Here is a 25,784-nt window from a genome sequence, read left to right as displayed (position 1 = left end):
AGATCAGGTGCTGGAGAGGCGCCCGATCCAGCGGGCCAGCAGATTGGCCAACAGGATCATCATCACCAAGACGAAGGAGGCCGCCCAAGCCAAGGAGATTTGGGCCTCGTAGGGCATGATCGCGTAGTTGTAGATCAGCACCGACATCGAGGCGATTGGGTTGAGTACCCCATCGGCCCAGAACGGTGAGAAAAGAGCTGTGAAGATCAGCGGTGCTGTCTCGCCCGCTGCCCGGGCGATCCCCAGGACAACACCCGTCGCGATCGGTGCGAAGGCCGCAGGAAGCGTGACCCGCGTAATCGTCACGACCTTCGAAGCCCCAACGCCCATGGCACCCCAGCGGAGTTCCTGGGGCACCAGCTTCAGTCCTTCATCGGTGGTCTTGATCACCGTGGGAATCATCAGCACAGCCAGTGCCATCCCCCCCGCAACGGCGCTGTAGCTCTGGCCAGCAATGACCCGGGTGCTGACGATGAGTCCATAGATAAAGACGCCGCAGATGATCGACGGCACGCCAGAAAGCACATTCGTGCCAAAACGCACGAACTGGGCGAAGCCGCCAGAGCGTGAATACTCCGCCAGGTAAATGCCGCCGCCAACTCCCACGGGAATGGCGATCAAGCTGGCCAAGGCCGTAATCAACAGGGTGCCAACGATCGCGTTACCAATGCCGCCGCCATCGAGCCCCGGAGGGGGTGGCAATTCAGTGAGGAGCTGCCAATTGATCAGCGAGCCGCCCTTGAGCAGCACATAAACCAGCACCAGCACGAGCGGAAGGACCGCCAGTCCGGTGAAGAGTGCTGCAACCGTGGTGAAGATCCGATTCCAAAGATTGCGGGCCAGGCCGTTGCGGTAACGAAGGCTTCCGTATTGAGAAAGGGTCATGGCTCAGTACTTCAGGCTCAGTCGCTTCACCACTTGCTGGGCCAATAGGTTCACCAGCAAGGTCATCAGCATCAAAACCAGGGCCGCATACATCAGGGCCGACACCTGAATGCCATCGGCCTCACCAAATTGGTTGGCCAGCATTGAAGAAATCGTGTTGGCTGGCGCAAGCAGGCTGAAGCTGAAGTTGTTGGAGTTGCCGATGATCATCGTGACCGCCATGGTCTCGCCCATGGCCCGCCCCAACGCCAACATCACTCCTCCGGTGATGCCAGAAATGGCAGCCGGCAGCATGACCTGGAAAATTGCTCCCCAGCGGGTGGTACCGATGCCATAGGCCGCCTGGCGCAGGCCATCGGGAACCTGCCGTAGGGCGTCCCGGGAGATGGCCGTAATGATCGGCAGGATCATCACCACCAAGATCAGGGACGCTGGCGCCATGCCGGGGCCCTGGGGTTCTGTCGAAAACAGCGGTATCCAGCCCAGGTAGCGGTGGAGATCCGTCAGGAAAGGGCGAAGGAAGGGCTCCATCACGACGATCGCCCAAAGCCCCAAGACCACTGAGGGAATGGCCGCCAGCAGTTCGACCATCACCCCCAGGACCTCGCGGATGGCCTTGGGAATGATGTTTTCAGTCAAAAAAATGGCAGTGCCCACCCCAAGGGGCACGGCGATCAGCAGCGCCACGCTTGAACTGACCAGCGTTCCGTAGATGGCGGTGAAGGCGCCGTAGTGCTCACTGATCGGATCCCAGTCCGAGGTCGTGATGAAGGACAGCCCAAAGGTCTGGATGGCCTCCCAGGCCCCCGTGAAGACCGTCAGAAGAATCGCGAACACCAACAGACCCACCGCCCCAGCCAGGGCAACGGCGAGTTGCTGGAATCCCCGATCGGTCGCCCGTTCAGCGGCAGACCGACGCCGCAAGGCGAAGAGCTCAAGGCGCGGACTCCTGGCCATGGGGTTCTTAACCTCCTAGGAATCTATCCCTCAGCCCCCACTGCCGTTAGCTTTGGGGCACAACGTGGATGGCCCCAGGGCGCAGGAACGCAGTTGGCACGGATCGTTGGAATCGACCTGGGAACCACCAACTCCGTGGTTGCGGTGCTCGAAGGTGGGCGTCCGCAGGTGATCGCCAGTGCCGAGGGGGGCCGTACCACCCCTTCCGTTGTGGGCTTCAGCAAGGACCAGGAGCTGCTGGTGGGTCAGTTGGCCCGGCGTCAGCTGGTTCTCAACCCAAGAAACACCTTCGCCAACCTCAAGCGTTTCGTTGGCCGCCAGTGGGATGAGCTGGATGACGGCAGCCTGAGTGTTCCCTATACGGTTCGAGCCAACGATCAGGGCAATGTCCGGGTGGTCTGCCCCGCCACGGAACGGGAGTACGCCCCTGAAGAGCTGGTTGCCAGCGTGCTGCGCAAGTTGGTGGATGACGCCAGCACCTATCTGGGTGAACCGGTGGAGGCCGCGGTGATTACGGTCCCGGCCTATTTCAATGACGCCCAGCGCCAGGCCACCCGTGACGCTGGTCGCTTGGCCGGCATTTCGGTCGAGCGGATCCTGAATGAGCCCACTGCAGCGGCACTGGCCTATGGCTTTGACCGAAGCACCGTCAAGCGCGTGCTGGTCTTTGACCTCGGCGGTGGCACGTTTGACGTCTCAATCCTGCGTGTTGCTCAGGGGGTCTTTGACGTCAAGGCCACAAGTGGAGACACGCAACTCGGCGGGAACGACTGGGATCGCCGCATTGTTGATTGGTTGGCCGATGCCTTCCAAAAGGAGCATGAGATCGATTTGCGCCGGGATCGCCAGGCACTCCAACGCCTGACTGAGGCGGCTGAGAAGGCCAAGATCGAACTCAGTGGTGTTCAAAGCACACCGATCTCTCTTCCGTTTATTGCCACCGGTCAGGACGGCCCTCTCCATATCGAGACCACCCTCGAGCGCAGCACCTTTGAGGGCCTCTGCCCCGATCTGCTGGATCGCCTGCTTCGACCGGTTCAGAGGGCGCTTCGCGATTCCGGTTTTGCCGCGGAGGACATCGACGATGTGGTCCTCGTTGGTGGATCAACGCGGATGCCAATGGTGCAGCAGATGGTGCGAACCCTCGTACCGCTGGAGCCCTGCCAGTCGGTGAACCCCGATGAAGTCGTCTCGATTGGTGCCGCTGTACAGGCCGGAATCCTGACCGGCGAACTCCGGGATCTGATGCTCAATGACGTCACTCCCCTCTCCCTTGGTTTGGAAACCATCGGTGGAGTGATGAAGGTGCTGATTCCGCGCAACACGTCTATTCCTGTTCGCAAGAGCGATCTCTTCAGCACCTCGGAAGCCAACCAAAGTTCCGTCGAGATCCATGTGCTCCAGGGCGAGCGTCAGATGGCCGATGGAAACAAGAGTCTTGGTCGTTTCAAGCTGTCCGGGATTCCCCCAGCACCGCGGGGCGTGCCTCAAGTGCAGGTCTCGTTCGACATCGATGCCAACGGATTACTCCAGGTCTCGGCGACGGATCGGACCACCGGCCGTCAGCAGAGCGTCAGCATCCAGGGCGGCTCCAATCTCAGTGAAGACGAGATCAAAACCCTGATTGCTGAGGCCGAGGAGAAGGCCAGTGAAGACCGCCGCAAACGGGCCGAGATCGATCGGCGCAATCGCGCTCAGACCTTGGTGGGACAAGCCGAGCGCAGGCTCAGAGACGCTGCTCTCGAGCTCGGTCCCTATGGCGCCGAACGCCAGCAGCGAGCCGTTGAGGTCGCCATGCGCGACGTCCAGGAGATGTTGGCTGATGGAGACCTCAGCGAACTCGACATCAGCGTGAGTCAGCTTCAGGAGGCCATCTATGGACTGAACCGCCGACTCGCGAGCGAACGCAAACAGGACGCCAATCCAATCCAGGGCATCAAGAACACCTTGGGCTCCCTCAAGGACGAGCTCTTCGCTGAAGACGACTGGGATGACTGGGACCGCCCAGGACGCTCCCGCGATCCCTGGAGCGAGCCCCGCTACGGCGGCGGTTGGCAGGAAGACCGTTGGGATCGTCCAAGCCTCGATCGGTTTGATCCCCCCCGCCCGCGCTGGGAAGAGCCTCCAAGCCCCCGGGAGAGGGAGCTGCAACCGGCCCGTCGTTATGACCAGTCCAATGGCTACTTCGAGGAGCGTTATCAACCCGCTGATCCCTACGAGGATGCCTATGACGAGCCTCGCCAGCAGCCCCGTGAGGAGCGCTTTGCTGACCGCAGGCCCACCACCACCCCGACGACACCGAATCACGGCTCCTACGAGGGAGATCCCTGGGCTGAGGACTGACGGAGGTGAGTCCTGTGATGTCCGAACCGGGCAGCATTAATCATTGGGCCGTTCTGGGACTGGACCCAGGGTCTGACGCCTCTTCGCTCAAGCGAGCGTTTCGTCAACAGGCACGCCGCTGGCACCCCGATTTAAACGGGGATGATCCCCATGCCGAAGAGCAGTTCAAGGCGGTGAACGAGGCCTATGCGGTCTTGAGTGACCCGCAACGGCGTCAACAGTGGGAAGCCGGTCTCGACGAAGCGACGGCCGCCTCGGCCGGACTGGATCCCTTTGCGACGGGCTTTCCTGACTTCGAGGACTATCTCGATGTTCTCTTTCATCGAGAGCGCAGACGTCCACGTCACCAGGACGCTGATGAGGACTTCTCCGCTCCGGAACCGGAGCCCTTTCGGGAGTACGGCACTGGCGAGGTCACGCCACCCGTGCCACCGCCGCCCCCTCCGGTGGTGGCCAGCGAGGAGCTCGAGTCGGTGGTGAATCTCACCCCTGAGCAGGCCCTCGAGGGCGTACGGGTGGAGCTGGACCTTCCCGATGGAACGGCGATCGAGGTGTGGACTCCGCCGATGGCCGGGGACGGTTGGCGACTACGCCTCGCCGGGGTCGCCCCGGGGGGCAGAGATCATTTTCTGCAGCTACGGGTGCGCACCGACGAGGGCCTGCGCATTGATGGTCTAAGGGTTCACTACCAATTGGAGCTCTCCCCCGCCGAGGGTGCCTTGGGCTGCACCGCTGTGGTCCCGACCCTTGACGGCCCCGTGCAGCTGCGCATCCCTCCCGGCTCCTCCAGTGGTCGTTTGCTGCGTTTGCGATCCCGCGGCTTGACGCGGATGGAGCAGCGGGGAGACCAACTTGTTGAAATCCGCCTGGTCGTTCCTCAGGGGCTGACTGAGGCGGAGGAAGCGCTGTACCGCCGGCTGCAACAGCTCGCAGAGGAAATTGAAGGTGAGCGCGAACGCTCGGTGAATCAGTGAGACACTGGTGATTGACCCGTGCGCGTTGGATGTCGGTTCACGTTCTGCTCTTTGACGCTGGCAGCGAGAACGAGGGCATTCACTCTCTGGAACTCAATGGTTCCACCGTCGTTCTGCTCTTTGAGGACCGTGACGATGCCGAGCGCTATGCCGGATTGCTGGAGGCGCAGGATTTCCCCACCCCAAGCGTTGAAGCGATCGAGCGTCGCGAAATGGAGGAGTTCTGCTCCAGCGCTGGCTACGAAGCGCGCTTTGTCCCGAGTGGCTTCTTGCCGCAGACCGCCGAGGAGCGCCTGCTGATTGCTCCTCCAGAGAAAAATATGGACACCACAACCTGGCGGGATCAACCCGAGCCAGGTCAGGAGACCACGCAAACCGCGGAGGCTCCCTTGGTCCCGACGGAAGAGCCCATCAGTACCGGCGACAGCGAATTGGAAGCCTTTCGCCGGCGCCTTGAGGGTCTGCTGTGAGCCCAGGCGCCTTTGAGGATGTGCAGCGGGGGCACCTGCTGACTGAACAGGTCAATCCCGCCAGCAGCGAACTGGATGCGCTGAGTACTGAAGACCTTGTTGGCGTCTTTGTTGCTGAGGACCGCAAGCCCCAAGAGGCTGTGGCTGGAGCCGCTGCTGCCCTTGCACAAGCGATCGACGCGATCGCGCAGCGGCTTCAGGCGGGCGGGCGCCTCTTCTACCTCGGTGCAGGTACTTCGGGCCGGCTTGGAGTCCTCGATGCAGCGGAATGTCCCCCGACCTTCTGCAGCGCACCGGAGTTGGTGCAGGGTGTTCTGGCCGGTGGTGCTCCGGCCCTTTTGCGCAGTTCTGAGGGTCTGGAGGACCTCTTTGATGCCGGACGATCTGACCTCGAAGCGCGCGGCTTTGGCTCGGGCGATGCCCTGGTCGGCATTGCAGCAGGGGGCACGACCCCCTATGTCCATGGTGGGCTGGCCCATGCCCGTTCCCTTGGTGCCCTCGCCATCGCCATGGCCTGTGTCCCTGCGGAACAGGTGCCGATGCCCTGTGACATCGATATCCGCTTGCTCACCGGCCCCGAGGTCCTGACCGGGTCCACCCGTCTGAAGGCCGGGACCGCGACGAAGATGGCCTTGAACATCCTCAGTACCGGCGTGATGGTCCGCCTGGGCAAGGTCTACGGCAACCGGATGGTCGATGTCGCCGTCACCAACAGCAAGTTGGAGGATCGGGCACTTCGCATCCTCTCGGATCTCGCCAACGTGAGCCGCGAGCAGGGACGAGCTCTGCTTGAAGCCAGTGCTGGCTCGGTGAAGTTGGCCCTGGTGATGGCCCGCCGCTCGCTGGATGCAGAGCAGGCGGCCGAGGTCCTCGAGCGCAGTGGCGGCAACCTCCGCCAGGCCCTCTTGGCTTAACCCTTAAACGGCCCCCAATAGGGCTCAGTGAAGAGATTGAGCTTCACTCGAGTCGCCGCAGGAACCTGATCGGCGGGGGTCATCAGTGCATCCTGCAGGGCGTGGTGCGCCGCACTGGCGGGCCTTAGGGCTGCGATCCGCTCCGCCGTGGTCCTGACGATCTGGGTGGCGAGGGCCGCATTGGCCTTGAGATTGCCGATCACCATCTCGACGGTCACGCTGTCGTGGTCGGCATACCAACAGTCGTAGTCCGTGGCCATCGCCAGGGTGGCGTAGGCGATTTCTGCTTCTCGGGCGAGTCTGGCCTCGGTGTGGTTCGTCATCCCGATCACCGAACAGCCCCAGCTTCGATAGAGGTTGGACTCGGCCCGGGTGGAGAAGGCGGGACCTTCCATGCAGAGATAGGTTCCGCCGCGGTGCAGGGTCCTGCCCTCCGGCATCAAGCTGTCGGCGACATCCGCCAACAGGCGGCTGAGGCTGGGGCAGAAGGGATCCGCCAGGGCCACATGGGCCACGGCGCCATCGCCAAAAAAGCTGTTTGGCCGCTCCCGGGTGCGATCAATGAATTGATCGGGCACCACCATGTCCAACGGGGGGATCTCCTGCTGGAGTGAGCCCACGGCCGATGGGGACAGAATCCAGCGCACCCCAAGGGAGCGCATCGCCCAGATGTTGGCCCTGTAGGGAACTTCAGTGGGCAGGAAGGTGTGATGGCGGCCATGGCGCGCCAGGAAAACCACCTCCATGCCGCCCAATCGGCCCAGACGCAGTTGATCCGAGGGAGGACCAAAGGGGGTCTCGATGGTCAGCTCCTGGACGTCCTCCAACCCCTCCATCGCGTAGAGCCCACTGCCGCCCAGGACCCCAAGGCGGGCCTGGCTGAGATCGACGGAATGGGGGACGGACATCACCACTGATCAGATCCCATCACTTCTACCGGAGCGCCCATACTGAGGCGGTTTGCTGACGATCTCACCGTGACCAAAGCCGTGATGGAGACCGACGCCGGCACGATCGAACTGGAACTGTTCGAAGCCGACGCGCCCAACACCGTGGCCAACTTCGTGAAACTGGCCAAGGACGGCTTCTATGACGGCCTGGCCTTCCACCGTGTCATCCCCGGATTTATGGCCCAGGGCGGCTGCCCGAACAGCCGTGAGGGTGCCCGCGGCATGGCCGGCACCGGTGGTCCTGGCTATCAGATCGACTGCGAGATCAACGCTCAGAAGCACCAGGCCGGCACCCTGGCCATGGCCCACGCCGGCAAGAACACCGGTGGCTCACAGTTCTACATCTGCCATGAGGCCCAGCCTCACCTCGATGGCGTCCACACCGTCTTCGGTCACACCGGAAACATGGACGTGGTCCTGGCGCTGAAGAACGGCAGCCGGATCAACAAGGTCACGATCCAAGGCTGATCGCTGGTCGGGGCTGCCCAGCAGCCCCACTCCCTCAACACCAGCGCAGCAGGGCTCCGCTTTCAAACGGGACCCCCGCCTGACCCGAGCGCAATTCCTGGAGCGGTCTGCGCTGCGCTTCCAGGGTGTTGCTCGGATGTGAGCTGCGCTGCGCATCGGGCGCCAACAACAGGCTCACGCTTTGGGTCTCCGGCCAGTCCGCCATGGTTCTCAGGATCTGTCGCAGGCCTTCAGAATTTCCGCCGTTCACGAGAACGGCCAATTCCGGCTGATCCATCAGGGCCAACACCCGGGAGTGTTCTTCCCGCTCCAACTCCAATCCTTGCTGCTCGGCCCAGTCGGAGAGCTGCTGAAACAAGCTCGCACTGTTGGCCTCGTCCTGGCCTGAACTCGGCTTCCAGGCCAGGACTGCCGCTGGTCCTTGGACGGCGGCGGTATCCATCAAGTGCCCCAATTTCGCCTGTTTGGTTTGCAGGTAATTGACGTTGTGCTGGCCGGGATCCATCACCAGGGGCACCCGGTCCACCACCTCAAGGCCGTAGCCACCGAGGCCTGCAATCTTGCGCGGATTGTTGGTGATCAGCTTGAGACGGTGAATCCCTAGATCACTGAGGATTTGCGCTCCGACGCCGTAGTTGCGCAGGTCCGCCGGAAAGCCCAGTCTTTCGTTGGCCTCGACGGTGTCCAAGCCGCCGTCCTGCAGGGAATAGGCCTTGAGTTTGTTGATCAGGCCGATGCCCCGGCCCTCCTGTCTGAGATAGACCACGACGCCCTCGCCGGCCTCCTCGATGATCCGCAGGGCGGATTCCAGTTGCGGGCGGCAATCACAGCGCAGGGAGCCGAAGGCATCGCCGGTGAGGCACTCGCTGTGCACCCGAACCAAGACGGGACCTGCCGAGTGTTCTGGGTTGCCTTTAACGATGGCCACATGGTCCGAACCATCGAGCTCGTTGCGATAGCCAATCGCCCGAAACTGACCGAAGGCACTCGGGAGCATGGCTTCGGCCTGGCGCCGAACAAAGCGCTCCGTATCGAGCCGGTAGCGAATCAGGTCCGCAATGTTGATGAAGCGCAAGCCATGGCGCTTGGCGTACTCCGCCAATTGCGGCAGCCGGGCCATGGAGCCATCGGCGTTTTGGATCTCACAGATCACGCCTGCTGGATAGAGACCCGACATCCGTGCCAAGTCGACGGCCGCTTCGGTGTGCCCGGCGCGCTTCAACACGCCCCCTTGCTTGGCCCGCAGGGGGAAGATGTGGCCCGGCCTGCGCAGGTCGTTCGGACGGGTCCCCGGGTGGATGGCGACTTGGATCGTGCGGGCCCGGTCTTCCGCTGAGATGCCTGTGGAGACTCCGTTCTCGGGGCCTGCGTCCACGCTGACGGTGAAGGCCGTTTGATTGCTGTCGGTGTTGCGATCGACCATCAGTGGCAGGTCGAGCGCGTCGAGACGCTCACCCTCCATCGCCAGACAGATCAGGCCCCGCGCCTCGGTGGCCATGAAGTTGATCTGCTCCGGTGTGGCGAACTGGGCAGCGCAGATCAGATCCCCTTCATTCTCCCGGTTTTCGTCGTCCACCACCACGACCATTTCGCCATTGCGGATCGCGGCCAGACCGTCGGCGATGGAATCGAAGACAAACGAGTCCTGAGTCAGGGGCTGGTTCAGGGAAGGCGGGCCCGACGGCCAGGTGCACTGACACTTTTATAGAGCCCGGTACGATCGGCCTTCCCCTGTGCAAGCCATGGCAAGTCAGCGCGTCGCCGTGATTGGGGCCTCGGGCTACGGCGGTTTGCAGACCCTCCGGCTGCTCCAGGGCCATCCGGAATTGACCGTTAGCTTCCTGGGGGGCGAGCGAAGCAGCGGCAAGCGTTGGAGTCAGCTCACTCCGTTTTTGCCACTGCCAGGCGATCCGGTGGTGCAGAACCCGGAGGTGGATGCGATTGCCGAGGCCGCTGACTTCGCGGTCCTCAGCCTTCCCAATGGCCTGGCCTCCCGCCTCGCCCCTGCGCTGCTCGAGCGTGGGGTCAAGGTGGTCGACCTCTCCGCTGACTATCGCTACAGCTCCCTGGATCAGTGGAAGGAGGTCTATGCCTCCGAGGCCAGCAGCTTCCCCAGAACTGACGCGGACCTTTGCCAGGAAGCCGTCTACGGCCTCGTGGAATGGGATCAGCAGCGCATTGCTGCGGCTCGCCTGGTGGCGGCTCCTGGGTGTTTCCCCACCGCCAGCCTGTTGGCCTTGACCCCGTTCTTGAAGCAGGGCCTGATTGAGACCAGCGGCATCGTCATCGACGCCAAGACCGGCACCAGTGGCGGCGGCCGGGCCGCGAAGGAGCATCTCCTCCTGGCGGAGGCCTCGGAAGGCATTTCCCCCTACGGCGTCGTTGGGCACCGCCACACCAGTGAGATCGAGCAGCTCTGCAGCCGGGCCGCGGGTACGAGCATTCAGTTGCAGTTCACTCCACACCTCACGCCGATGGTGCGCGGTCTACTCGCCACGGTCTATGGCCGACTGCGCGATCCAGGACTGACCGCGGAGGACTGCACAACGCTGCTCGAGGCGGCCTATCGCCACGCCCCCTGCGTGCAGGTTCTACCGGTCGGCACCTATCCCTCGACCAAATGGGTGCGCCAGACCAACAGGGCGCTGCTGTCGGTTCAAGTGGACCAGCGCACCGGTCAGCTGATCGTGATGAGCGCCATCGACAACATGGTCAAAGGCCAAGCCGGTCAAGGGGTCCAGTGCCTGAACCTGATGGCGGGCCTGCCCGCTGAAACGGGACTCCCGCTGCTGCCCTTCTATCCCTGAGCGCAAAGCCCAAGGCGCTGGGCAGCCAGGCTGACGGCCAGGGGCAGGATCCGATGTTCCTGCTGATGGATTCGCTCGGAAAGGCTGGCCTCACTGTCCCCGTCAAAAACCGGAAGGGCGGCTTGCACCAAAATCGGCCCTGTGTCCACCTCTAATTCCACGAGATGGGCCGTGCAGCCCGTCAGGGTGACGCCGGCCTCGAGGGCCTGTCGGATCGCTTTCGCCCCCCGGAAGCTCGGCAGCAGCGACGGATGAATATTGATCAGCCGTTCTGGGTAGGCCTCGATCAGTTCCTGCGTCACGATTCGCATCCAGCCGGCCATCACCACCAGGTCCACCTGCGCGGCACGAAAGGAGGTGACGAGCGCGCGGTCGAGCGCCTCCCGCGATGGGTAGTTCCGGTGGTCCAATACCTGTGCGGGGACATCCAGGACCTCGGCCCGCCTCAAGGCACCTGCATCAGGTTTGTTGACGATCAGCAGGCTCACTTCGGCAGAGAGTTGCCCGGAGCGGCAGGCCTGGACCAGGGCCTCGAAGTTGCTGCCCGAGCCGGAGGCCATGACCCCCAAGCGCAGGGGCGGTTTGGTGACGATCGGATGCTCCGGTGGCAAAGGCCACTGGACGGCCAATCCACTCCCGCTAGGGTCTGGAAAAGTGGAGTCCTGGCCATGTCCCATCTCTCCATCCTGCCAACGGTCCTTACGGATGAGCGCCTTCTGGCCCAGGCTCTCCAGGAGCTCGGCTACGCGGTCCACTGGGGCGGCCAGCTCCAGGGTTTTGCCGACCAGCAGGAGGCGGTCACCCTCTGGGTGCAGGTGAACCCCGAGCAGCAATTGGGTTGGTGCCGTCAGTCCAATGGACGTTTGGCTTTGGTGGGCGATCTGCAGCGGCTCGGACGATCCCACTCCGTTCAGCAGCTCGTCGGACAGATCACCCGCAGCTACGCCGCACTCCAGGCCCTTCAGACCGCTGCCGCGGAGCTGTCGAACGCTTCAGTTGAATTGATCAGCTGACGGTTGAACGATGACGGGATTGGTTCAGGTCCAGCTTGATCTGAGCAACCCTCAGAGCCACCTGGTGCATGTGCGGCTGGAGATTTCCTCTCCCCAAGCGCAGCAACAGGTCTCACTACCCGGCTGGACACCCGGCTCCTACCTGATCCGCGACTACGTCAAGCAGCTGGAGGGCTTCAAGGCTGTTCAGCAGGGTCTTGAGCGGTCCGTGCGCCGCACCGATCCGAGTACCTGGCAGATCGATTGCAATCCAGACGCGGGACCGCTGGTGCTGACTTATGCCGTCATGGCCACGGAGCTGACGGTTCGCACCTGTCATCTGGATCAGGACCACGGCTTTTTCGCCTTAGCGGCGGTGGTTCTCGAGGTGGCGGGTCAGCGCTGGAGTCCCCACCGCCTGACCTGCGTGGTGCCCAATGGCTGGAATGCCTTTGTTCCCCTGCCCACGGATGCCACGGGATCTTGGCTCGCGACAACGTTTGATCAGCTGATCGACAGCCCCATCGAGGCCGGTCCACACCAGTCGCATCCGTTCGAGGTCCTGGGTGTTCCCCATCGCTGGGTGACCTGGTTTTCAGATCCCGCCTGCGCGGTGTGGTTCGCCGATCGTTATCCGACGTTCTTCGAGGACGTGAAGCAGGTCTGTTTGGCCTGTTGCCGGCTGATGGGCGAACCAAGACCCGCCAGCTCGGACTACCTCTTTGTGCTGCACCTCTTGGATGAGGGGTATGGGGGCCTGGAGCACGACGACAGCACAGTCCTTGTCTATGGGCGCCGCAACCTCGAGACCAGCAGCGGATACCGCAAGTTGCTGCAGCTCGTTGCCCACGAGTATTTCCACCAGTGGAACGTCCGGCGTCTGACCCCAAGGGAACTTCGGCCGGTGGACTACAACCGCGCCAGTGTGATCCCGACGCTCTGGTTTGCAGAAGGGGTCACCAGCTACTTCGATCAGCTGCTGCCGCTGACCGCTGGCTTGAGTACGCCGCAGGACTACTTCAGTGATCTTGGGGAGGACCTCAGCCGTTACCTGCTCACGCCTGGGCGTCAGGTCCAGACCCTCAGAGAGAGCAGTGAGGAGGCTTGGGTCAAGCTCTACAAGGCCGATGCCTACTCCGCCAGTAGCCAAGTCAGCTATTACCTCAAGGGGGCGGTCGTCGCCCTCTGTTTGGACCTGGAGCTCCGGCGTCATCAGAGCTCACTCTCCGCAGTTGTTCAGCAGCTTTGGAGAAGCCACGGTCGCCATGGTCGCGGCTATGGGGAGTCCGATCTGCTGGAGGCCTTTGAAGGGCAAGTCACCGGTTTGGCTGGGCGTCTAGAGCAATGGTTGACGGACGTCGACGATCCTGATTGTTCTGGCTACCTGTTGGATGTAGGCCTGGCTCTGGAGCCGGAGATGTCCAGCGATCCTTGGACGGGAATGACCACGGGTCTGAAGGACGGCCGGCTGGTGGTTCAACGCGTTTTGCGCCATAGCCCGGCTGAGCGGGCTGGGCTGATGGTGGGCGATGAACTGATCGGCTTGGCCGGCCAGCGGCTGGCCAAGCCCGAGGACGTTCCAACGCATCTGCGTGCTGGCGTGGCTCAGCCGCTGCTCATGGCCCGTCGTTCCAGCCTGCGGGAGCTTCAACTCTGCAGTGATCCACCGCAGCCCAAGCGCTACAAACTCGAGCCTGTAGCCAACCCCACAACCGCCCAGCAGGCAGCCCAAGAGGCCTGGTTGCAACAACGGGTGGGCTAGCCATGGTCCGGCTCGTTCCCGAGCAACCGACTCGCATTCCGCACCGCCGTGCACTGGGGCTGGCCCTAGTCGCCTTGGCTGGCCTCAGCCTCATTCCGCTCTGGCAGCGTTCGAGTCAGGCTCCCGCGCGGCTGCCAGCTCCCCTTGCCAATGCACGGCCCGCTCCTCTCCCTCCCGCTCAAGCGGCATGGACCAGCCCCCTGCAGCGCCAATGCAGCGTGAATGACCGCGCCCTGGTGGCACGTCTAAAGACGCAGCAGCAGACCTATCCCTCCACCCTCAAGCGGGTCAAGATCGACCCCTCCAACTACGACCAGCGCGTGCCCTATGACGCGTTTGGAAATCCGTTGCAGACGACCCCATCGCTTGTCGTTCTGCATGAGACGGTCTTCGGGCTGCAATCGGCGCTGAACACCTTCATCAAGCACAACCCAAGGGATGAGGACCAGGTCAGCTACCACCTGCTGATCGGTGAAAACGGAGAGTCGGTTGAAGCCCTACACCCCCGATTTCGTGCCTATGGAGCGGGTTACTCCGCTTTCGATGGCGAATGGGCGGTGTTGAATCCAGAGCTTCCTGGCTCTATCAACAATTTCGCTCTGCACCTCAGCCTCGAGACACCGCTGGATGGTGAGAACGATGCGGAAACCCACAGTGGCTACAGCTCCGCCCAGTACGACGCCATGGCCGTCGTCCTTGCGGATTGGATGAACCGCTACAAGATCCCGAAGGAGCGGATTACGACCCACCGCCATGTGGATCTTGGTGCAGCGCGTGCTGATCCCAGGAGCTTCAACTGGGAGGCGCTGCAGCAGCGATTGGCGGCCCTTGGGGTGCTCTGCTGAAGACCCTTCAGATCAGCGGTGACAGGGGTTGCCGCTGGCGCCCATAGACCAAGCCGTGCAGTTCGGGGTCCTGCATGTAGCGCAGGATCCTGGCTGGGTAGTCGAGTTTGCCGTTGTGGAGATAGGCGAGGGTTGCCACGGTTTTGGCATGACGGTGGGAGCGACTGACGTTGCTGGTCTCACTGGCCTGCCGGTCGAGGAGCTTCAGCAGACGCATCATTTTCCCCGCCAGAAGTTCGACGTTGCGCTCCGGGTCGAGCAGTTGATTGCGGGCGGCTTGAATCTCCTCGGGACTGGCATTGGGGCTAAGCAATCCCTGTTTCTCCATCTCACTGAGGCCCAGCTGGGCTGGGCCATGGGTGCTGAATAGCCCGGAATGGGCTGCCAAGGGGTGATCCTCACCGGGCTTGGCGTGCTGCATCTCGTCAAACAAAATCGCGGCCAACAGCATCGGGTTCAGGCCCGTGCGGCGGCTTTGCTGTTGGATCACCGGCTGAAGCGATTGCAACCGATTCACCGTGTGGTCCCGAAGGGGGGTGAACTGGTCCACCCCTTGGGTGAATAGACGCGCGAGCCGAGGTTGGGGTCCATGCACGCCAAAGCGGCGCTGCAACTCCTTCAGCTCTTCTGCGCTGAATTTGGTTGGGTCTGAATGGCTGCTGCTATCGATGCGATCGACACTGACGCCGTTGCTGGGGCGCAGAGCGGTCTGGACAAGCGGGTAGGTCGCCAGGCTGGCTAGCGCCGTTGTGGCCGCCCCAAGCCAGGCCCAGAGGTTGCGCCTGGTGCGATGGGGCCGAAGCCGCTTTCCGTAGCGCAGATTGAGAGTCAGAACCCAATCAAAAGGCTTTTCTTGAGCCTAGGTCGACCTTTCGCCTGAGGCCGCACTCATGCGCAGGTCCACACAGTCGCAACCTGGTCCCGGCTCAATCCTCAGGAAACGCCAAAAAGGGTATCCCTGATTGGATTTCACCGATAGGTTCAAAGGGCGGACCGCTTGATCTGGCCTGATGTCTTCCCGCCCCTCTGCCCCCGCTCTGGACCCCGCGAGCCAGTGGCAGAGGTTCTGCAGTCAGCTCTGGCACAACGAAAAGCTCGGCTTCTGGCTCGATGTCAGCCGCATGGGCCTGGATTCGGCCACCCTCTCTGCCTTAAAGCCTCGTTTTGATCAGGCCTTCCAGGCCATGGCGGCCCTGGAGTCCGGCTCCATCGCCAACGCCGATGAGCAACGCCAGGTTGGTCACTACTGGCTACGCAACCCTCAGCTCGCCCCCGATCCAGCCAGTGGAGCTCACATCCAGGCTGAAGTCGATCGCATTGAGTCCTTCGGTCGCGACGTTCTCTCTGGAGCCATCGGCAATGGCTCTGGGCAGCGCTTTACCGACGTGCTTTGGATCGGCATCGGCGGCTCTGGCCTTGGCCCCCTCTTGATGATTCGGGCCCTTCAGGATCCAGGAGCTGGCCTTCCCTTCCATTTCTTCGACAATGTCGATCCCGATGGAATGCGCCGGACCTTGGCGTCCATTGGTGAGCGGCTGAAGACCACCCTGGTGATTGTGGTCAGCAAGTCCGGGGGAACCCCCGAGCCCCATATCGGCATGCTTCAAGCGCGTCGTGCGGTTGAGGCAGCCGGCGGAAGTTGGTCCCAACAGGCCGTCGCCGTCACGATGGTCGACAGCAAGCTCGATCGTGAAGCGAAGGACTCGGGTTGGTTGGCGCGCTTCGACATGTTCGATTGGGTCGGCGGCCGAACCAGCATTACCAGTGCTGTGGGTTTGCTCCCAGGCGTTCTGATTGGCTCCGACATCCGGGAGTTCCTGGCGGGTGCGGCTGAGATGGATGCGGTCACTCGGGTGGCCGATTTTGATCAGAACCCGGCTGCACTGTTGGCCGCTGCCTGGTATTCCGCCTGTGGCGGCAAGGGCCAGCGAGACATGGTTGTGCTTCCCTACCGCGACCGTCTGGAGGTCTTCAGCCGCTACCTCCAGCAACTGGTGATGGAGAGCCTGGGTAAGAAGTTGGACCGCAACGGTCAGGTCGTCCACCAGGGCATTGCGGTCTACGGCAACAAAGGCTCGACCGACCAACACGCCTACGTGCAGCAACTGCGCGACGGTGTCGACAACTTCTTCGTGACCTTTGTCGAGGTGCTCGAGGACCCAGGCGATATTCCGCCGCTGGAGGGTGAGAATCCTGGCGACTTCTTGGACGGCTTCCTCCAGGGCACCCGTTCAGCCTTGACTGAAGAAGGACGCTTCAACCTCAGCATCACGATGCAGCGTCTGAACGCCCACAGCCTGGGTGCCCTGATTGCACTGTTCGAGCGCGCCGTGGGCTTCTACGGCGAGTTGGTCAACGTCAACGCCTACCACCAACCTGGCGTTGAGGCCGGCAAGAAAGCCGCGGCAGCACTTCTGGATCTGCAGTCCAGGTTGGAGATGGTGATGGCTGACCAGCGGGAACACACCCTGGCCGAACTCCAAGGCAAGTTGGCCCTGGAGACTGCCGAGCCCCTCTACTGGATCCTGCGGCACCTCTGCGCAAACCGTCGCCACATCTCAGCCAAAGGGGACTGGGGGCAGCCCGAGTCCCTCGTGTTCATTCACGACTAGGTCCCTAGGGGACCAGGTTGACGAGCCGTCCAGGGACAACGATGACGCGGCTGGGGGCTTTGCCCTCCAGCCATTTCTCTGCGATCTCGCTCTCAAGCGCCAAGCGCTCGAGCGTTGCTTTGTCGGCGTCGGCTGGCACCTCAAGGTTGCCGCGCACCTTGCCCTTGATCTGAATCACCAGGGGGACGGTGGCGCGCACCAGGGCGGACGCGTCGCATTGAGGCCACTGCTGCGTGTGGATGCTGCTGTTCTCTAGAGCCTCATCCGCAGACCGGCCTCCGAGCTTCAACCAGAGTTCCTCGGCCAGGTGGGGCGCAAATGGTGCCAGCAGGACCAAGAGCGTGCGCAGGGCTTCGCAGGCCAGCACATCCGAGCTCGCAGCCAAATGTGTCCCCATGGCATTGCTGAGTTTCATCAACTCAGACACCGCCGTATTGAACTGAACGTCTCCATCGAGATCGTCAGTGATCTCTTGGATGGCCGTGTGAACCGCACGGCGCAGCTCTTGTTCTGCCTCCGAGAGTGCCTCGCCTGAGCCCAGACGCTCAGCGACCGACTCCGGGGAACCAGCGCCGCCGGCCAGACTCAGGCCGCGCTCAAGAGCTGCATCGGCAAGACGCCAGATGCGCTGCAGGAAGCGGAACTGCCCTTCCACGTCCGCGTCATCCCACTCCAGGTCCTTTTCCGGCGGAGCCTTGAAGAGGATGAACATCCGCGCGGTGTCAGCGCCGTACTTGTCGATGACAAGCGCTGGGTCGACGCCGTTGTACTTGGACTTGGACATCTTCTCGAAGAAGGTCTCCAAGGGATCGCCCGTTAACGGGTCACGGGGATCCGTGGCATCGGCCACCTCAGCGGGTGGGATGTACTTGCCTGTTTTGGGGTTCTTGTAGGTGATCCCTTGAACCATTCCCTGGGTGAGTAGCCGTTGAAAGGGCTCATCGAAACCAAGGAGGCCTCGGTCCCTCAACACCTTCGTGAAGAAGCGCGAGTAGAGAAGGTGAAGGATGGCGTGCTCGATACCGCCGACGTACTGATCAACTGGCAACCACTGGTCAACGGCGTCTTTCGCAAACGGCAGCTGAGTGTTCTTGGCGTCGCTGTAGCGCAGGAAATACCAGCTGGAACACATGAAGGTGTCCATGGTGTCGGTCTCGCGGCGAGCTGGTTTGCCGCAGCAGGGGCAGTCGACATTGACCCAGCTTTCAAGTTGGGCCAGGGGGGAGCCCCCCTTGCCGCTGAAGGCGACATCCCTTGGCAGTTCAACCGGCAGCTGCTCATTCGGCACCGGAACAACACCGCAGCTCTCGCAGTGGATCACCGGAATCGGGCAGCCCCAGTAACGCTGCCTGGAAATCAGCCAATCCCTCAGGCGGAATTGGACTTTCTCACGGGCCCAACCCTCCTTCTCCCCTGCTTCGGTGATCGCCCGTTTGGCCGCCTTGTTGGTCATCCCATCGAAGCCCTGGGAATGGATCAAGACCCCTGATTCGGTCCAGGCTCCACCCTCAAAGGCATGTTCGTCACTGCCCTCGGGAATGATCACCTGCTTGACCGGGAGTTCGTACTGGCGGGCAAACAGAAAATCCCGTTGGTCATGGGCGGGCACTCCCATGACGGCCCCCGTGCCGTACTCCGCCAGGACGTAGTCAGCAATCCAAACCGGGATCAGTTCTCCATTGGCGGGGTTTCGCACCTGGGCACCAATGGACACACCACGCTTGGGTTTGTCCTCCGCCGTCCGTTCCTGTTCGCTCTGGCGGGACACCAGGTCACAGAACGCTTCGACTTCGGTCTGGTGGGCCGCCGTCGTCAGGGCGGGGACGAGCGGATGCTCCGGAGCCAGAACGACGTAGCTGGCGCCAAAGAGGGTGTCGGGTCTGGTGGTGAACACCGTGACCTGCTCGCCACTGACCTGGCCGTTGGCGTCGACCACACTGAACTGGAGCTCAGCTCCGGTGCTGCGGCCGATCCAATTGGCCTGCATCGTGCGCACCCGCTCCGGCCAACCCTCCAGCTTGGGCAGGTCATCCAGCAGCTGCTGGGCGTAATCGGTGATCTTCAGGAACCACTGCCGCAGCTTGCGCTTCTCAACGAGAGCACCGGAGCGCCAGGACCGCCCTTCGCTGTCGACCTGCTCATTGGCAAGCACGGTCTGGTCGATCGGATCCCAATTAACGGTGGCGTCCTTTTGGTAGGCCAGCCCACCATCGAGGAACTGCAGGAAGAGCCACTGGGTCCAGCGGTAGTAATCGGTGTGACACGTGGCCAGCTCCCGATCCCAATCAATCGACAGCCCCAGCTGATCGAGTTGATCGCGCATTGAGGCAATGTTTTGGTCCGTCCAAGCACCGGGATCCACGCCCCGCTCAATGGCGGCGTTCTCAGCGGGCAGACCAAAGGCATCCCAGCCCATCGGATGCAGCACTTTCTTGCCGCGCAAGCGCTGAACCCTGGCGACCACATCGGTGATCACATAGTTCCGGACATGCCCCATGTGCAGGTTCCCTGAGGGGTAGGGGAACATCGACAGGGCATAAAAGGCCTCGTCGCCGGCCTTGATCTCTGGGGTGCTGTGTAGACCGTTTGCCTTCCAGGCCCGTTGCCAGCCGGCCTCAGTGGCCTGGGGTTGGTAGCGGCTGGACTCGCTCACGGGCGGATCGGGAGTGGAGCAGTGATGCTCCCATAGCTGCTGTTAGGCGAGGGGCCGCAGCATCGCGATGGCATCGCGATTGATCAGCAAGCTGGGGGTGCCGGGCTCCGATTCCAGTGCGAGAAAACAAGCGTCAACCCAGAGCGGTCTGCCGGTGACGCTGCTGCCGTTGAGGAGCTGGACCGACAGGGGCAGCTGCTCGCGGATCCAGGCCTGGATTTGGCGTACTCCTGGCTGGGAGGTGTCGAGGTCTCCTGGCCGCCATTCCCGACTGCTCCCCATAGGATCGAGCGCACTGGTGGGCCTCCATTCACAGGCTGTCGCGCGTGTTCCAATTCAGCAAGTACCAAGGTCTCGGTAACGACTTTTTGATGCTCGATGGGCGTCAATCGGGCGATACGGACTTCCTCTTTGGTTTGACTCCGGAGCTGGTGGTTCAGCTCTGCGATCGCCGCTTTGGGGTGGGAGGCGACGGCGTGATCCTGGCCCTGCCACCCAACGGCGGAGGGGAGTTGCGGATGCGCATCTTCAACGCCGATGGCACCGAACCCGAGATGTGCGGCAACGGCATCCGCTGCCTGGCCCGATTCCTGGCCGATTGCGATGGGGACGGCCCCGGCCGCACCTGGCAGGTCGACACCCTGGCGGGCCGGATCGTTCCGGAGCTTCTCCCCGACGGCACGATTCGCGTCGACATGGGCGCGCCCTTCCTGACGCCAAGCGAGATCCCAACGACCCTGGAGGTCGGCGAGGCGGGGCTTCCCAGCGGCGAACTGGAGATTGATGGCGAGCGGTTTGCCGTGGCCGCTGCCGGAATGGGCAACCCCCACGTGGTGGTGCCTGTGGATTCCGTCGATGAAATCGACTTGGAGCGTTTTGGCAGTCAGCTAGAGATCCACCCCGCGTTCCCGGCGAAAACCAATGTCCATTTCGTCGAGGTGCTCTCGCCCTCCCATCTGGTGATGCGGGTCTGGGAACGCGGGGCAGGCCCAACCCTCGCTTGCGGCACCGGAGCCTGCGCCACCCTGGTGGCCTGCCATCGCCTGGGGCTCTCCGAGCGCACAGCCCGTATCGACCTCCCGGGCGGCCCCCTGCAGATTCACTGGGACGCCATGAACGGCAAGGTCTTCATGGACGGCCCGGCGGAGCATGTGTTCGACGGTTCCATCCCGGATGCCGAGTCCGTAGCCGCGGCGCGTGGGCAGGCCGCAGAGACGGAGATGGTGCCCCCTGCCGTGGAGCAGTCCCAACCCCCCGCCGATTCAGGCGATCAGATCGACTGCGCGACGGTCTGCGCTAACGGCTGTATCCGCCCGGACAATTGCCCCAGCGAAGCCGCCCGAGCCAAGGTCGCGGCACTGCTCAACAGCACCTCCCTGGATGATCTGGTGACCCTGGCCACCAATTCCCTGGAGTCTCGGACCCGCGCCCGCTTCGAGCGCGAACCATGAGTTCGGATCTTCGCCAATACCTCGATTGCGCCGCGACCACCCCGTTGGCGCCAGAGGTTCAGGCGGAGATCCAACGGGTGGATCGCGAGGCCTGGGCGAATCCATCCAGCCTGCATGCCTTCGGCCTGGCCGCCGCCGAACAGCTCGAGCGCAGCCGCCAACAGATCGCTGCTCAGCTGGGCTGCAGTGGGGACCTGATCTTTACCTCCGGCGGTTCCGAATCAATTCATCTCGCCCTGCTCGGTTCCGCTGCTGAGCTCTGGGACGGGCAAGGGTCAGCACCTCGGCTCTTGCTCTCTGCGGTTGAGCACCCCGCCACCGAAGCGGCGGCGCTGCAGCTGCAACGGCAGGGTTGGCAGCTCGAGCGCATCCCGGTGGATCGCCAGGGCTTGATTGATCTTGCGGTCCTGGAGTCCCGGCTCGCGCCACCGACCCGTTTGGTGTCGTTGATCTGGGGGCAGAGCGAGGTCGGCACCCTCCAGCCCATGGACCTGATCGGTCGGCTCTGCCGTCAAGCAGGCGTGCTGCTGCACGTCGATGCGGTGCAGGTGGCTGCGCAACGGCCGATTGATTTCGATGCGCTGCCCATTGATTTACTCAGCGTCGCCAGTCACAAGCTCAGTGGACCCCGGGGTGTTGGCGCCCTCTTGATTCGGGATCAGGTGCCAGTCCGCCCAATCCAGGCCGGAGGCGGCCAGGAGCGGGGGATCCGTGCTGGGACCGAACCGGTGCCCTTGATTGCGGGCTTTGCCAAGGCTCTGGAGTTGCTCAACATCCAGCGCTTTCAAGGGGCGGAAGATCCGCTGATTGAAAGGCGTGACGCACTGCTGACGGGTTTGCTCCAGCTGCCCGGAGTGGAGCTGACCGGTCCTGATCCCCGTCAGGATCCTGAACAGCGCCTGGCGAATCACATCAGCTTGTTGGTCGCGTCGCCGCAGGGCGTGCCCCTCTCCGGACGCTCCGTCGTTCGGGCCATGTCATGCCTGGGCTACGGGATCAGCAGCGGCTCGGCCTGCAGCAGCTCCAAGGCGGCCGGCAGTCCGATCCTCGAAGCCATGGGAATCGCACCAGAGCGCAGCTCCAGCGGCCTGCGCCTCAGTTTGGGGTCCTGGCATCGCGACGCTGACCTTGCGCCTGTCCCGATCGCTTTGCGGGAGGCCATCGCCGCAGTGATGGCTGATTAGGGTCGGCCGAACGACATGGCCCGGATGCTCCCCGCTGATCTGCGACGCGCTGAAGCTGAAGCTGTTGAAGCGATTGCCGCTGCCCTTGCCAGCCAAGCCAAAGGCTTCTGGACCGCAGAATTTCGGTTTGAAGGACTGCGCATCCTGCCGGTCTCGCTGCGCCTGTTGGCAGCGCTGTTGCCTGCCCATGCTGAGGCCCGTTTGGTCTTCCCTGACGCCGGTGCAGCGGCCCTGGCCAAGCGGGACGCAGCGGAGCAGGCGGGCAGCATCACCGAACTCAGCGGAATCAAGCGACTCCAGCAGGCCGACGGCGGTAGCGATGGGCTTCTGGTCCTGGTAGCCCCGACCCCGGCGGACTACGAGGACGTTGAAGCCGTCTGCGCTCAGCACCGCGGCAGTGTTGTTCTGCTGAACGGAAAATTGGAGGATGCCGCGGTGGGGATTGGGACTGTGGCGCGCGAGCGTCGCAAGGGCTTCCTCGCCACCTGGCAGTCCGCCTATGCCCTCATCCCCACCGGGGAGGGCGCACTCAGACGTGCCTATCCCCTGGACTGGCAGCTCTACCGGCGAGACCCCGACGGCTATCGCTTCGTCAAGGACTTCGAGCTCAAGCCAGATGCTGAGCAGATGGCCGACGCCCTTGAGGGTGAAGGCGGCGGGGTCGCTCGAGGACTCAAGGCCGTTGATCGCCTGATCGAGGGGCTCCAGAACTAGCTCCCACGAATGCTTGTTTCGGCGGCCCAGTCTCCGTACAGTTCGAACTCTGCCTCCCCGCCATGCCTTCGTTGTCGCGTCGTTTCTCGCTGGTGGATGCGGGGGCTGCGGCGGCTGTGGTTTTGGCCATTGGCGGTGTGGTGTGGAGCCCCAAGCTCAGTGGCGCAGTCGCCCGAGCCACCGGCGGTTTGCAGCCAGTGACGGTGTTCGTCGATGTCCGTAACGTCCCGGTGGCCAATCCGCCTGCGCTCATCGCCGCTGCAAAGGAGCAAGGCAAGGTCTCGATCGTGATCCGCAACCAGCCCCACGGCTCGGTGGCGGTGGATGACGTCATTCCTCTGCAGCGTCAACTGGCCGCCGTTCTGGCCGATGGGAAGGTCGTCACCGCTCCCGATCCCAACCAACAGCAATTGGGCAACCTGGATGCCCGCTTTGTGCTCAAAGGGGAGGGCCGCAAGGGAGCCGGTGGAGTGGTGTTCGGAAACCAGACGCTCAAGATTGGTGCTCCCATTGAGTTGGAGGGACGGGAATTCAGGCTCAATGGCTCCGTCTCTGGGCTCCAACTCGGGGCCTCCTGACCATGGCGGGGCGGCGAGCAGGGGTTCTGAGTGGCCTTGGCCTAGCGCTGTTCCCCTCGCTTGGCCTCCAGGCGGCCGCCCCTGACAGTCGGGCGATCTCCCTGCCTGCTCCACCGCCTCCACTGGGATTTCCGCAACTGCAGACCCAGGTCAGCTGTCCAGCGTTGCAGACACGCCTGCGGCAGGTGCTTGGTGCCGAAGCCAGCGTCTGGAGCGTGAGCGTTGGCGATGGCTCCGGTCGGCTCCTGGCGGATCTGAACGGTTTAACGCCCCGTATCCCAGCCTCCAACCAAAAGATGGTCGCGACGGCCATGGCCTTGGACCGTCTCGGTCCCGACTACAGCCTCACGACCCGGCTCTGGCGTAGGGCCGATGGAAGCCTCCTGTTGACCGGTGAGGGGGATCCAGACTTCAACACCCCCCAGCTCCAGCGCTTCGCCAAGTTGGCGCTGGGACAAGGCGGCAGCAGCTCACCCACTCCCTCTGCGGTCCGTATCCAACTTCAGGAGGAGCCCCCCCAGCGCTGGTGGCCGGCAGGTTGGCCTGGTGAGGACCGTGTCGAGGCCTATGGCGCACCGATTACGCGTCTGGCTGTCACCAGCAATGCCAAGGCGATGGCCGTGAGCGACCCACCGAGTCGCCTTCAACAACTGTTGGCGGCAGAGATCAAACGTCAGGGAGGACAGGCCAGCATCAGCACCGTGGCACCGACCCCCAATGGGAGTCCCCCCTCCAGTGCGGTGTTGCTCCATGAGGAACGCTCGATCGGCATGCATGGCCTGTTGAGCCTGGCGAACACCGAGAGCCACAACTTCACTGCTGAGGTCCTGCTGCGCCAGGCCGCTGGAAGTTGGGACCAAGTCACAAGCCAGTGGCGTACAAGCCAATGGCTGGCCGCCCAAGGTCTACCGATGGCAGGGATCAAGGTGGTTGACGGCAGTGGTCTCGACCGCGGCAACCGCCTCACCAGCCGCCTGCTGGTGGCATTGATGTTGCGCATGGCGCAGCACCCAATGGCCGACCATTACTTCGCCTCAATGGCCATTGCCGGTGAGCGTGGAACCCTCCGCAACTACTGGTACGACACCGAGTTGCAGGGTCAGTTTTTCGGCAAAACCGGAACGATTCGAGGAGTGCGCTCCGTCAGCGGATTGCTGAACACCCCCGCTGGGCCTCGCTACATCAGCATGATTTCAAACGGGTCCAGCGCCCCCAATACGGTCATTGGACAACTGCTGCGTCAGACCCGCAACGGTGCGCTCTGCCCCTAGCGGTTTCCGGCTGCCTTGCGAATGCGATCCGCGGCGCGGCGGGCGCGGTTGATCGGCACGGCCTGCTGTTGACCAGCAACGGGGTTCGGCACCAGTGAGGCTGGATTGACACCCTGGAGCTTCACCAGCTCACGCTTGCCAGCCACAACCACCTGCCCCATCTCCCGCAGACGATCCTCGAGTTCACCGAGGACTTGTTCTGCATAGCGGTTCGCCCCTTCTTGGATCGTGCTGGCTTCCTGGCGGCTGCGGGCGATGAGGGCCTCACACTGCTGCTGGGTTTGCTGGCGGAACTGCAGAGCATCGCCCTGCACCCGCTCGGCTTCAGCCTGGCTGCTCTGCTGCAGACGAAGGGCCTCAACACGAACCTTCTCAAGTTCCGTGAGGCTCTGCTTCCGTGCTGCCTCGTGTTGCTCGCTGAGCTGTCGCTTGAGCTCGATCGCTTCTTGATCAAGCTGCTGGCGGCGTTGCAGCCCTTCCTGTTCGAGTTGCTGACGGCGCTGGCTGAACTGTTGCTCCAGCTGAGCCAGCCTGGCTTGATGCTCCTGTTCTGTCTTGGCGACCTGTTGCCGGGCCTGGGCGATCATCTGCTCGCACTGCTGGCGGGCCTGGTCGCGCAATTCCGCCACCTGCCGCTCGGCTTCACTGCGGATCGACTGGCTATTAATCAGCTGATCCCGCTGCTGCTTGGCCTGGGCAACGATGTCGTCCGCCTTTTGGCGGGCCTGCTGGATGAACTCATCCTTTTTGGCCACCAGTTCGTCGGCTTTGACCAACTGACCGGGCAGAGCATCCCGCACGGCATCCATCAATTCGATGGCGTCCTGCTCGTTGACCAAACGCCCGCCACTGAAGGGAACCCGGGTGCCGTCGAGAACGACTTCCTCCAGTTGATCCAGCTGGTCGAGCACGGAGGTCAGCTGCGTCTCAGACATCAGCGGGGTGCGTGGAGGG

At 63.0% G+C, this 25,784-nt stretch carries 24 protein-coding genes; 15 read left to right on the top strand and 9 right to left on the bottom strand.

What is annotated here, in order from left to right; translation table 11 throughout:
* Window positions 1–3 precede the first annotated feature (3 nt).
* Both pstA and pstC read right to left on the bottom strand, forming a co-directional pair.
* Window positions 4–885: a phosphate ABC transporter permease PstA gene (gene pstA, locus QZ186_RS00570; RefSeq protein WP_010317072.1), complete on the bottom strand. Its 882-nt coding sequence runs from the start codon at window positions 883–885 to the stop codon at window positions 4–6.
* Between the two features lie 3 nt (window positions 886–888).
* The gene (pstC, locus tag QZ186_RS00565; RefSeq protein WP_247478518.1) at window positions 889–1,842 is read right to left on the bottom strand and encodes a phosphate ABC transporter permease subunit PstC; all 954 of its coding nucleotides are present in this window, start codon (window positions 1,840–1,842) and stop codon (window positions 889–891) included.
* Between the two features lie 93 nt (window positions 1,843–1,935).
* Between pstC and dnaK the strand changes: the two genes are divergently transcribed.
* The 4 genes from dnaK to murQ are packed head-to-tail and all read left to right on the top strand — an operon-like array spanning window position 1,936 to window position 6,543.
* Window positions 1,936–4,185 carry a molecular chaperone DnaK gene (gene dnaK / locus QZ186_RS00560; RefSeq protein ID WP_296415092.1) on the top strand — a complete coding sequence of 750 codons (2,250 nt, stop codon included), beginning with the start codon at window positions 1,936–1,938 and terminating at the stop codon, window positions 4,183–4,185.
* A 17-nt stretch (window positions 4,186–4,202) separates the two neighbouring features.
* Complete coding sequence (locus tag QZ186_RS00555) at window positions 4,203–5,159, top strand: DnaJ domain-containing protein (RefSeq protein ID WP_010317069.1); 957 nt, start codon at window positions 4,203–4,205, stop codon at window positions 5,157–5,159.
* 29 nt (window positions 5,160–5,188) lie between these two features.
* Entirely contained in the window at window positions 5,189–5,629 is a 441-nt protein-coding gene (locus QZ186_RS00550) for a DUF3110 domain-containing protein (protein WP_010317068.1), read from the top strand.
* Complete coding sequence (gene murQ, locus QZ186_RS00545) at window positions 5,626–6,543, top strand: N-acetylmuramic acid 6-phosphate etherase (RefSeq protein WP_296415088.1); 918 nt, start codon at window positions 5,626–5,628, stop codon at window positions 6,541–6,543. Before QZ186_RS00550 ends, murQ begins: the two co-directional genes overlap by 4 nt.
* Here the strand turns inward: murQ and QZ186_RS00540 are convergent.
* Window positions 6,540–7,451, bottom strand: coding sequence for an S-methyl-5'-thioadenosine phosphorylase (locus tag QZ186_RS00540; protein ID WP_247478511.1), 912 nt, complete (start codon window positions 7,449–7,451; stop codon window positions 6,540–6,542). The genes murQ and QZ186_RS00540 overlap by 4 nt on opposite strands.
* 69 nt (window positions 7,452–7,520) lie before the next feature.
* Between QZ186_RS00540 and QZ186_RS00535 the strand changes: the two genes are divergently transcribed.
* Window positions 7,521–7,961 carry a peptidylprolyl isomerase gene (locus QZ186_RS00535; protein ID WP_010317065.1) on the top strand — a complete coding sequence of 147 codons (441 nt, stop codon included), beginning with the start codon at window positions 7,521–7,523 and terminating at the stop codon, window positions 7,959–7,961.
* A gap of 34 nt (window positions 7,962–7,995) precedes the next feature.
* Here QZ186_RS00535 and ribBA read toward each other — a convergent pair whose 3' ends face one another.
* Window positions 7,996–9,627, bottom strand: coding sequence for a bifunctional 3,4-dihydroxy-2-butanone-4-phosphate synthase/GTP cyclohydrolase II (gene ribBA, locus QZ186_RS00530; protein WP_296415171.1), 1,632 nt, complete (start codon window positions 9,625–9,627; stop codon window positions 7,996–7,998).
* A 76-nt stretch (window positions 9,628–9,703) separates the two neighbouring features.
* On the opposite strand from ribBA, the gene argC reads away from it, so the two are divergent.
* Complete coding sequence (gene argC, locus QZ186_RS00525; protein ID WP_296415084.1) at window positions 9,704–10,768, top strand: N-acetyl-gamma-glutamyl-phosphate reductase; 1,065 nt, start codon at window positions 9,704–9,706, stop codon at window positions 10,766–10,768.
* On the opposite strand, the gene purN is transcribed toward argC, so the two are convergent.
* Window positions 10,759–11,397 carry a phosphoribosylglycinamide formyltransferase gene (gene purN / locus QZ186_RS00520; RefSeq protein WP_296415082.1) on the bottom strand — a complete coding sequence of 213 codons (639 nt, stop codon included), beginning with the start codon at window positions 11,395–11,397 and terminating at the stop codon, window positions 10,759–10,761. The two genes, argC and purN, sit on opposite strands and share 10 nt — an antisense overlap.
* A 39-nt stretch (window positions 11,398–11,436) precedes the next feature.
* Between purN and QZ186_RS00515 the strand changes: the two genes are divergently transcribed.
* The 3 genes from QZ186_RS00515 to QZ186_RS00505 are packed head-to-tail and all read left to right on the top strand — an operon-like array spanning window position 11,437 to window position 14,367.
* Entirely contained in the window at window positions 11,437–11,781 is a 345-nt protein-coding gene (locus tag QZ186_RS00515; RefSeq protein WP_296415080.1) for a DUF1257 domain-containing protein, read from the top strand.
* A 10-nt stretch (window positions 11,782–11,791) separates the two neighbouring features.
* A complete protein-coding gene (locus tag QZ186_RS00510) occupies window positions 11,792–13,522 on the top strand; it encodes a M61 family peptidase (RefSeq protein ID WP_296415078.1) in 1,731 nt (576 codons plus the stop codon).
* Between the two features lie 2 nt (window positions 13,523–13,524).
* The gene (locus tag QZ186_RS00505; RefSeq protein ID WP_296415077.1) at window positions 13,525–14,367 is read left to right on the top strand and encodes an N-acetylmuramoyl-L-alanine amidase; all 843 of its coding nucleotides are present in this window, start codon (window positions 13,525–13,527) and stop codon (window positions 14,365–14,367) included.
* A 7-nt stretch (window positions 14,368–14,374) separates the two neighbouring features.
* On the opposite strand, the gene QZ186_RS00500 is transcribed toward QZ186_RS00505, so the two are convergent.
* Window positions 14,375–14,980 carry a hypothetical protein gene (locus QZ186_RS00500; protein WP_010317054.1) on the bottom strand — a complete coding sequence of 202 codons (606 nt, stop codon included), beginning with the start codon at window positions 14,978–14,980 and terminating at the stop codon, window positions 14,375–14,377.
* Between the two features lie 397 nt (window positions 14,981–15,377).
* Here QZ186_RS00500 and QZ186_RS00495 point away from each other — a divergent pair, with 397 nt between their 5' ends.
* Window positions 15,378–16,979 carry a glucose-6-phosphate isomerase gene (locus QZ186_RS00495; protein WP_247478500.1) on the top strand — a complete coding sequence of 534 codons (1,602 nt, stop codon included), beginning with the start codon at window positions 15,378–15,380 and terminating at the stop codon, window positions 16,977–16,979.
* Window positions 16,980–16,983: 4 nt separating this feature from the next.
* On the opposite strand, the gene leuS is transcribed toward QZ186_RS00495, so the two are convergent.
* Window positions 16,984–19,632, bottom strand: coding sequence for a leucine--tRNA ligase (gene leuS / locus QZ186_RS00490; protein WP_296415075.1), 2,649 nt, complete (start codon window positions 19,630–19,632; stop codon window positions 16,984–16,986).
* Window positions 19,633–19,674: 42 nt separating this feature from the next.
* The gene (locus tag QZ186_RS00485; protein ID WP_010317051.1) at window positions 19,675–19,914 is read right to left on the bottom strand and encodes a hypothetical protein; all 240 of its coding nucleotides are present in this window, start codon (window positions 19,912–19,914) and stop codon (window positions 19,675–19,677) included.
* Between the two features lie 44 nt (window positions 19,915–19,958).
* Here QZ186_RS00485 and dapF point away from each other — a divergent pair, with 44 nt between their 5' ends.
* From dapF to QZ186_RS00460, 5 genes are all read left to right on the top strand, one after another.
* The gene (gene dapF, locus QZ186_RS00480; RefSeq protein ID WP_247478497.1) at window positions 19,959–21,083 is read left to right on the top strand and encodes a diaminopimelate epimerase; all 1,125 of its coding nucleotides are present in this window, start codon (window positions 19,959–19,961) and stop codon (window positions 21,081–21,083) included.
* The gene (locus QZ186_RS00475; RefSeq protein WP_296415073.1) at window positions 21,080–22,267 is read left to right on the top strand and encodes a cysteine desulfurase family protein; all 1,188 of its coding nucleotides are present in this window, start codon (window positions 21,080–21,082) and stop codon (window positions 22,265–22,267) included. Before dapF ends, QZ186_RS00475 begins: the two co-directional genes overlap by 4 nt.
* A 24-nt stretch (window positions 22,268–22,291) precedes the next feature.
* A complete protein-coding gene (locus QZ186_RS00470) occupies window positions 22,292–22,981 on the top strand; it encodes a DUF1995 family protein (RefSeq protein ID WP_029626306.1) in 690 nt (229 codons plus the stop codon).
* Between the two features lie 62 nt (window positions 22,982–23,043).
* A complete protein-coding gene (locus QZ186_RS00465) occupies window positions 23,044–23,559 on the top strand; it encodes a DUF4330 domain-containing protein (RefSeq protein ID WP_296415070.1) in 516 nt (171 codons plus the stop codon).
* A gap of 164 nt (window positions 23,560–23,723) precedes the next feature.
* Window positions 23,724–24,830 (top strand): D-alanyl-D-alanine carboxypeptidase/D-alanyl-D-alanine-endopeptidase, encoded by a 1,107-nt coding sequence (locus tag QZ186_RS00460; RefSeq protein WP_296415068.1) that lies wholly within the window; start codon window positions 23,724–23,726, stop codon window positions 24,828–24,830.
* On the opposite strand, the gene QZ186_RS00455 is transcribed toward QZ186_RS00460, so the two are convergent.
* Window positions 24,827–25,765, bottom strand: coding sequence for a hypothetical protein (locus QZ186_RS00455; RefSeq protein WP_247478486.1), 939 nt, complete (start codon window positions 25,763–25,765; stop codon window positions 24,827–24,829). The genes QZ186_RS00460 and QZ186_RS00455 overlap by 4 nt on opposite strands.
* Between the last annotated feature and the right edge of the window lie 19 nt (window positions 25,766–25,784).

The organism is Vulcanococcus sp. DEBay_Sum29NL08_54 (assembly GCF_017859255.1).
Lineage (GTDB): Bacteria > Cyanobacteriota > Cyanobacteriia > PCC-6307 > Cyanobiaceae > Vulcanococcus.
This window is presented reverse-complemented; position numbering and strand designations above follow the sequence as displayed.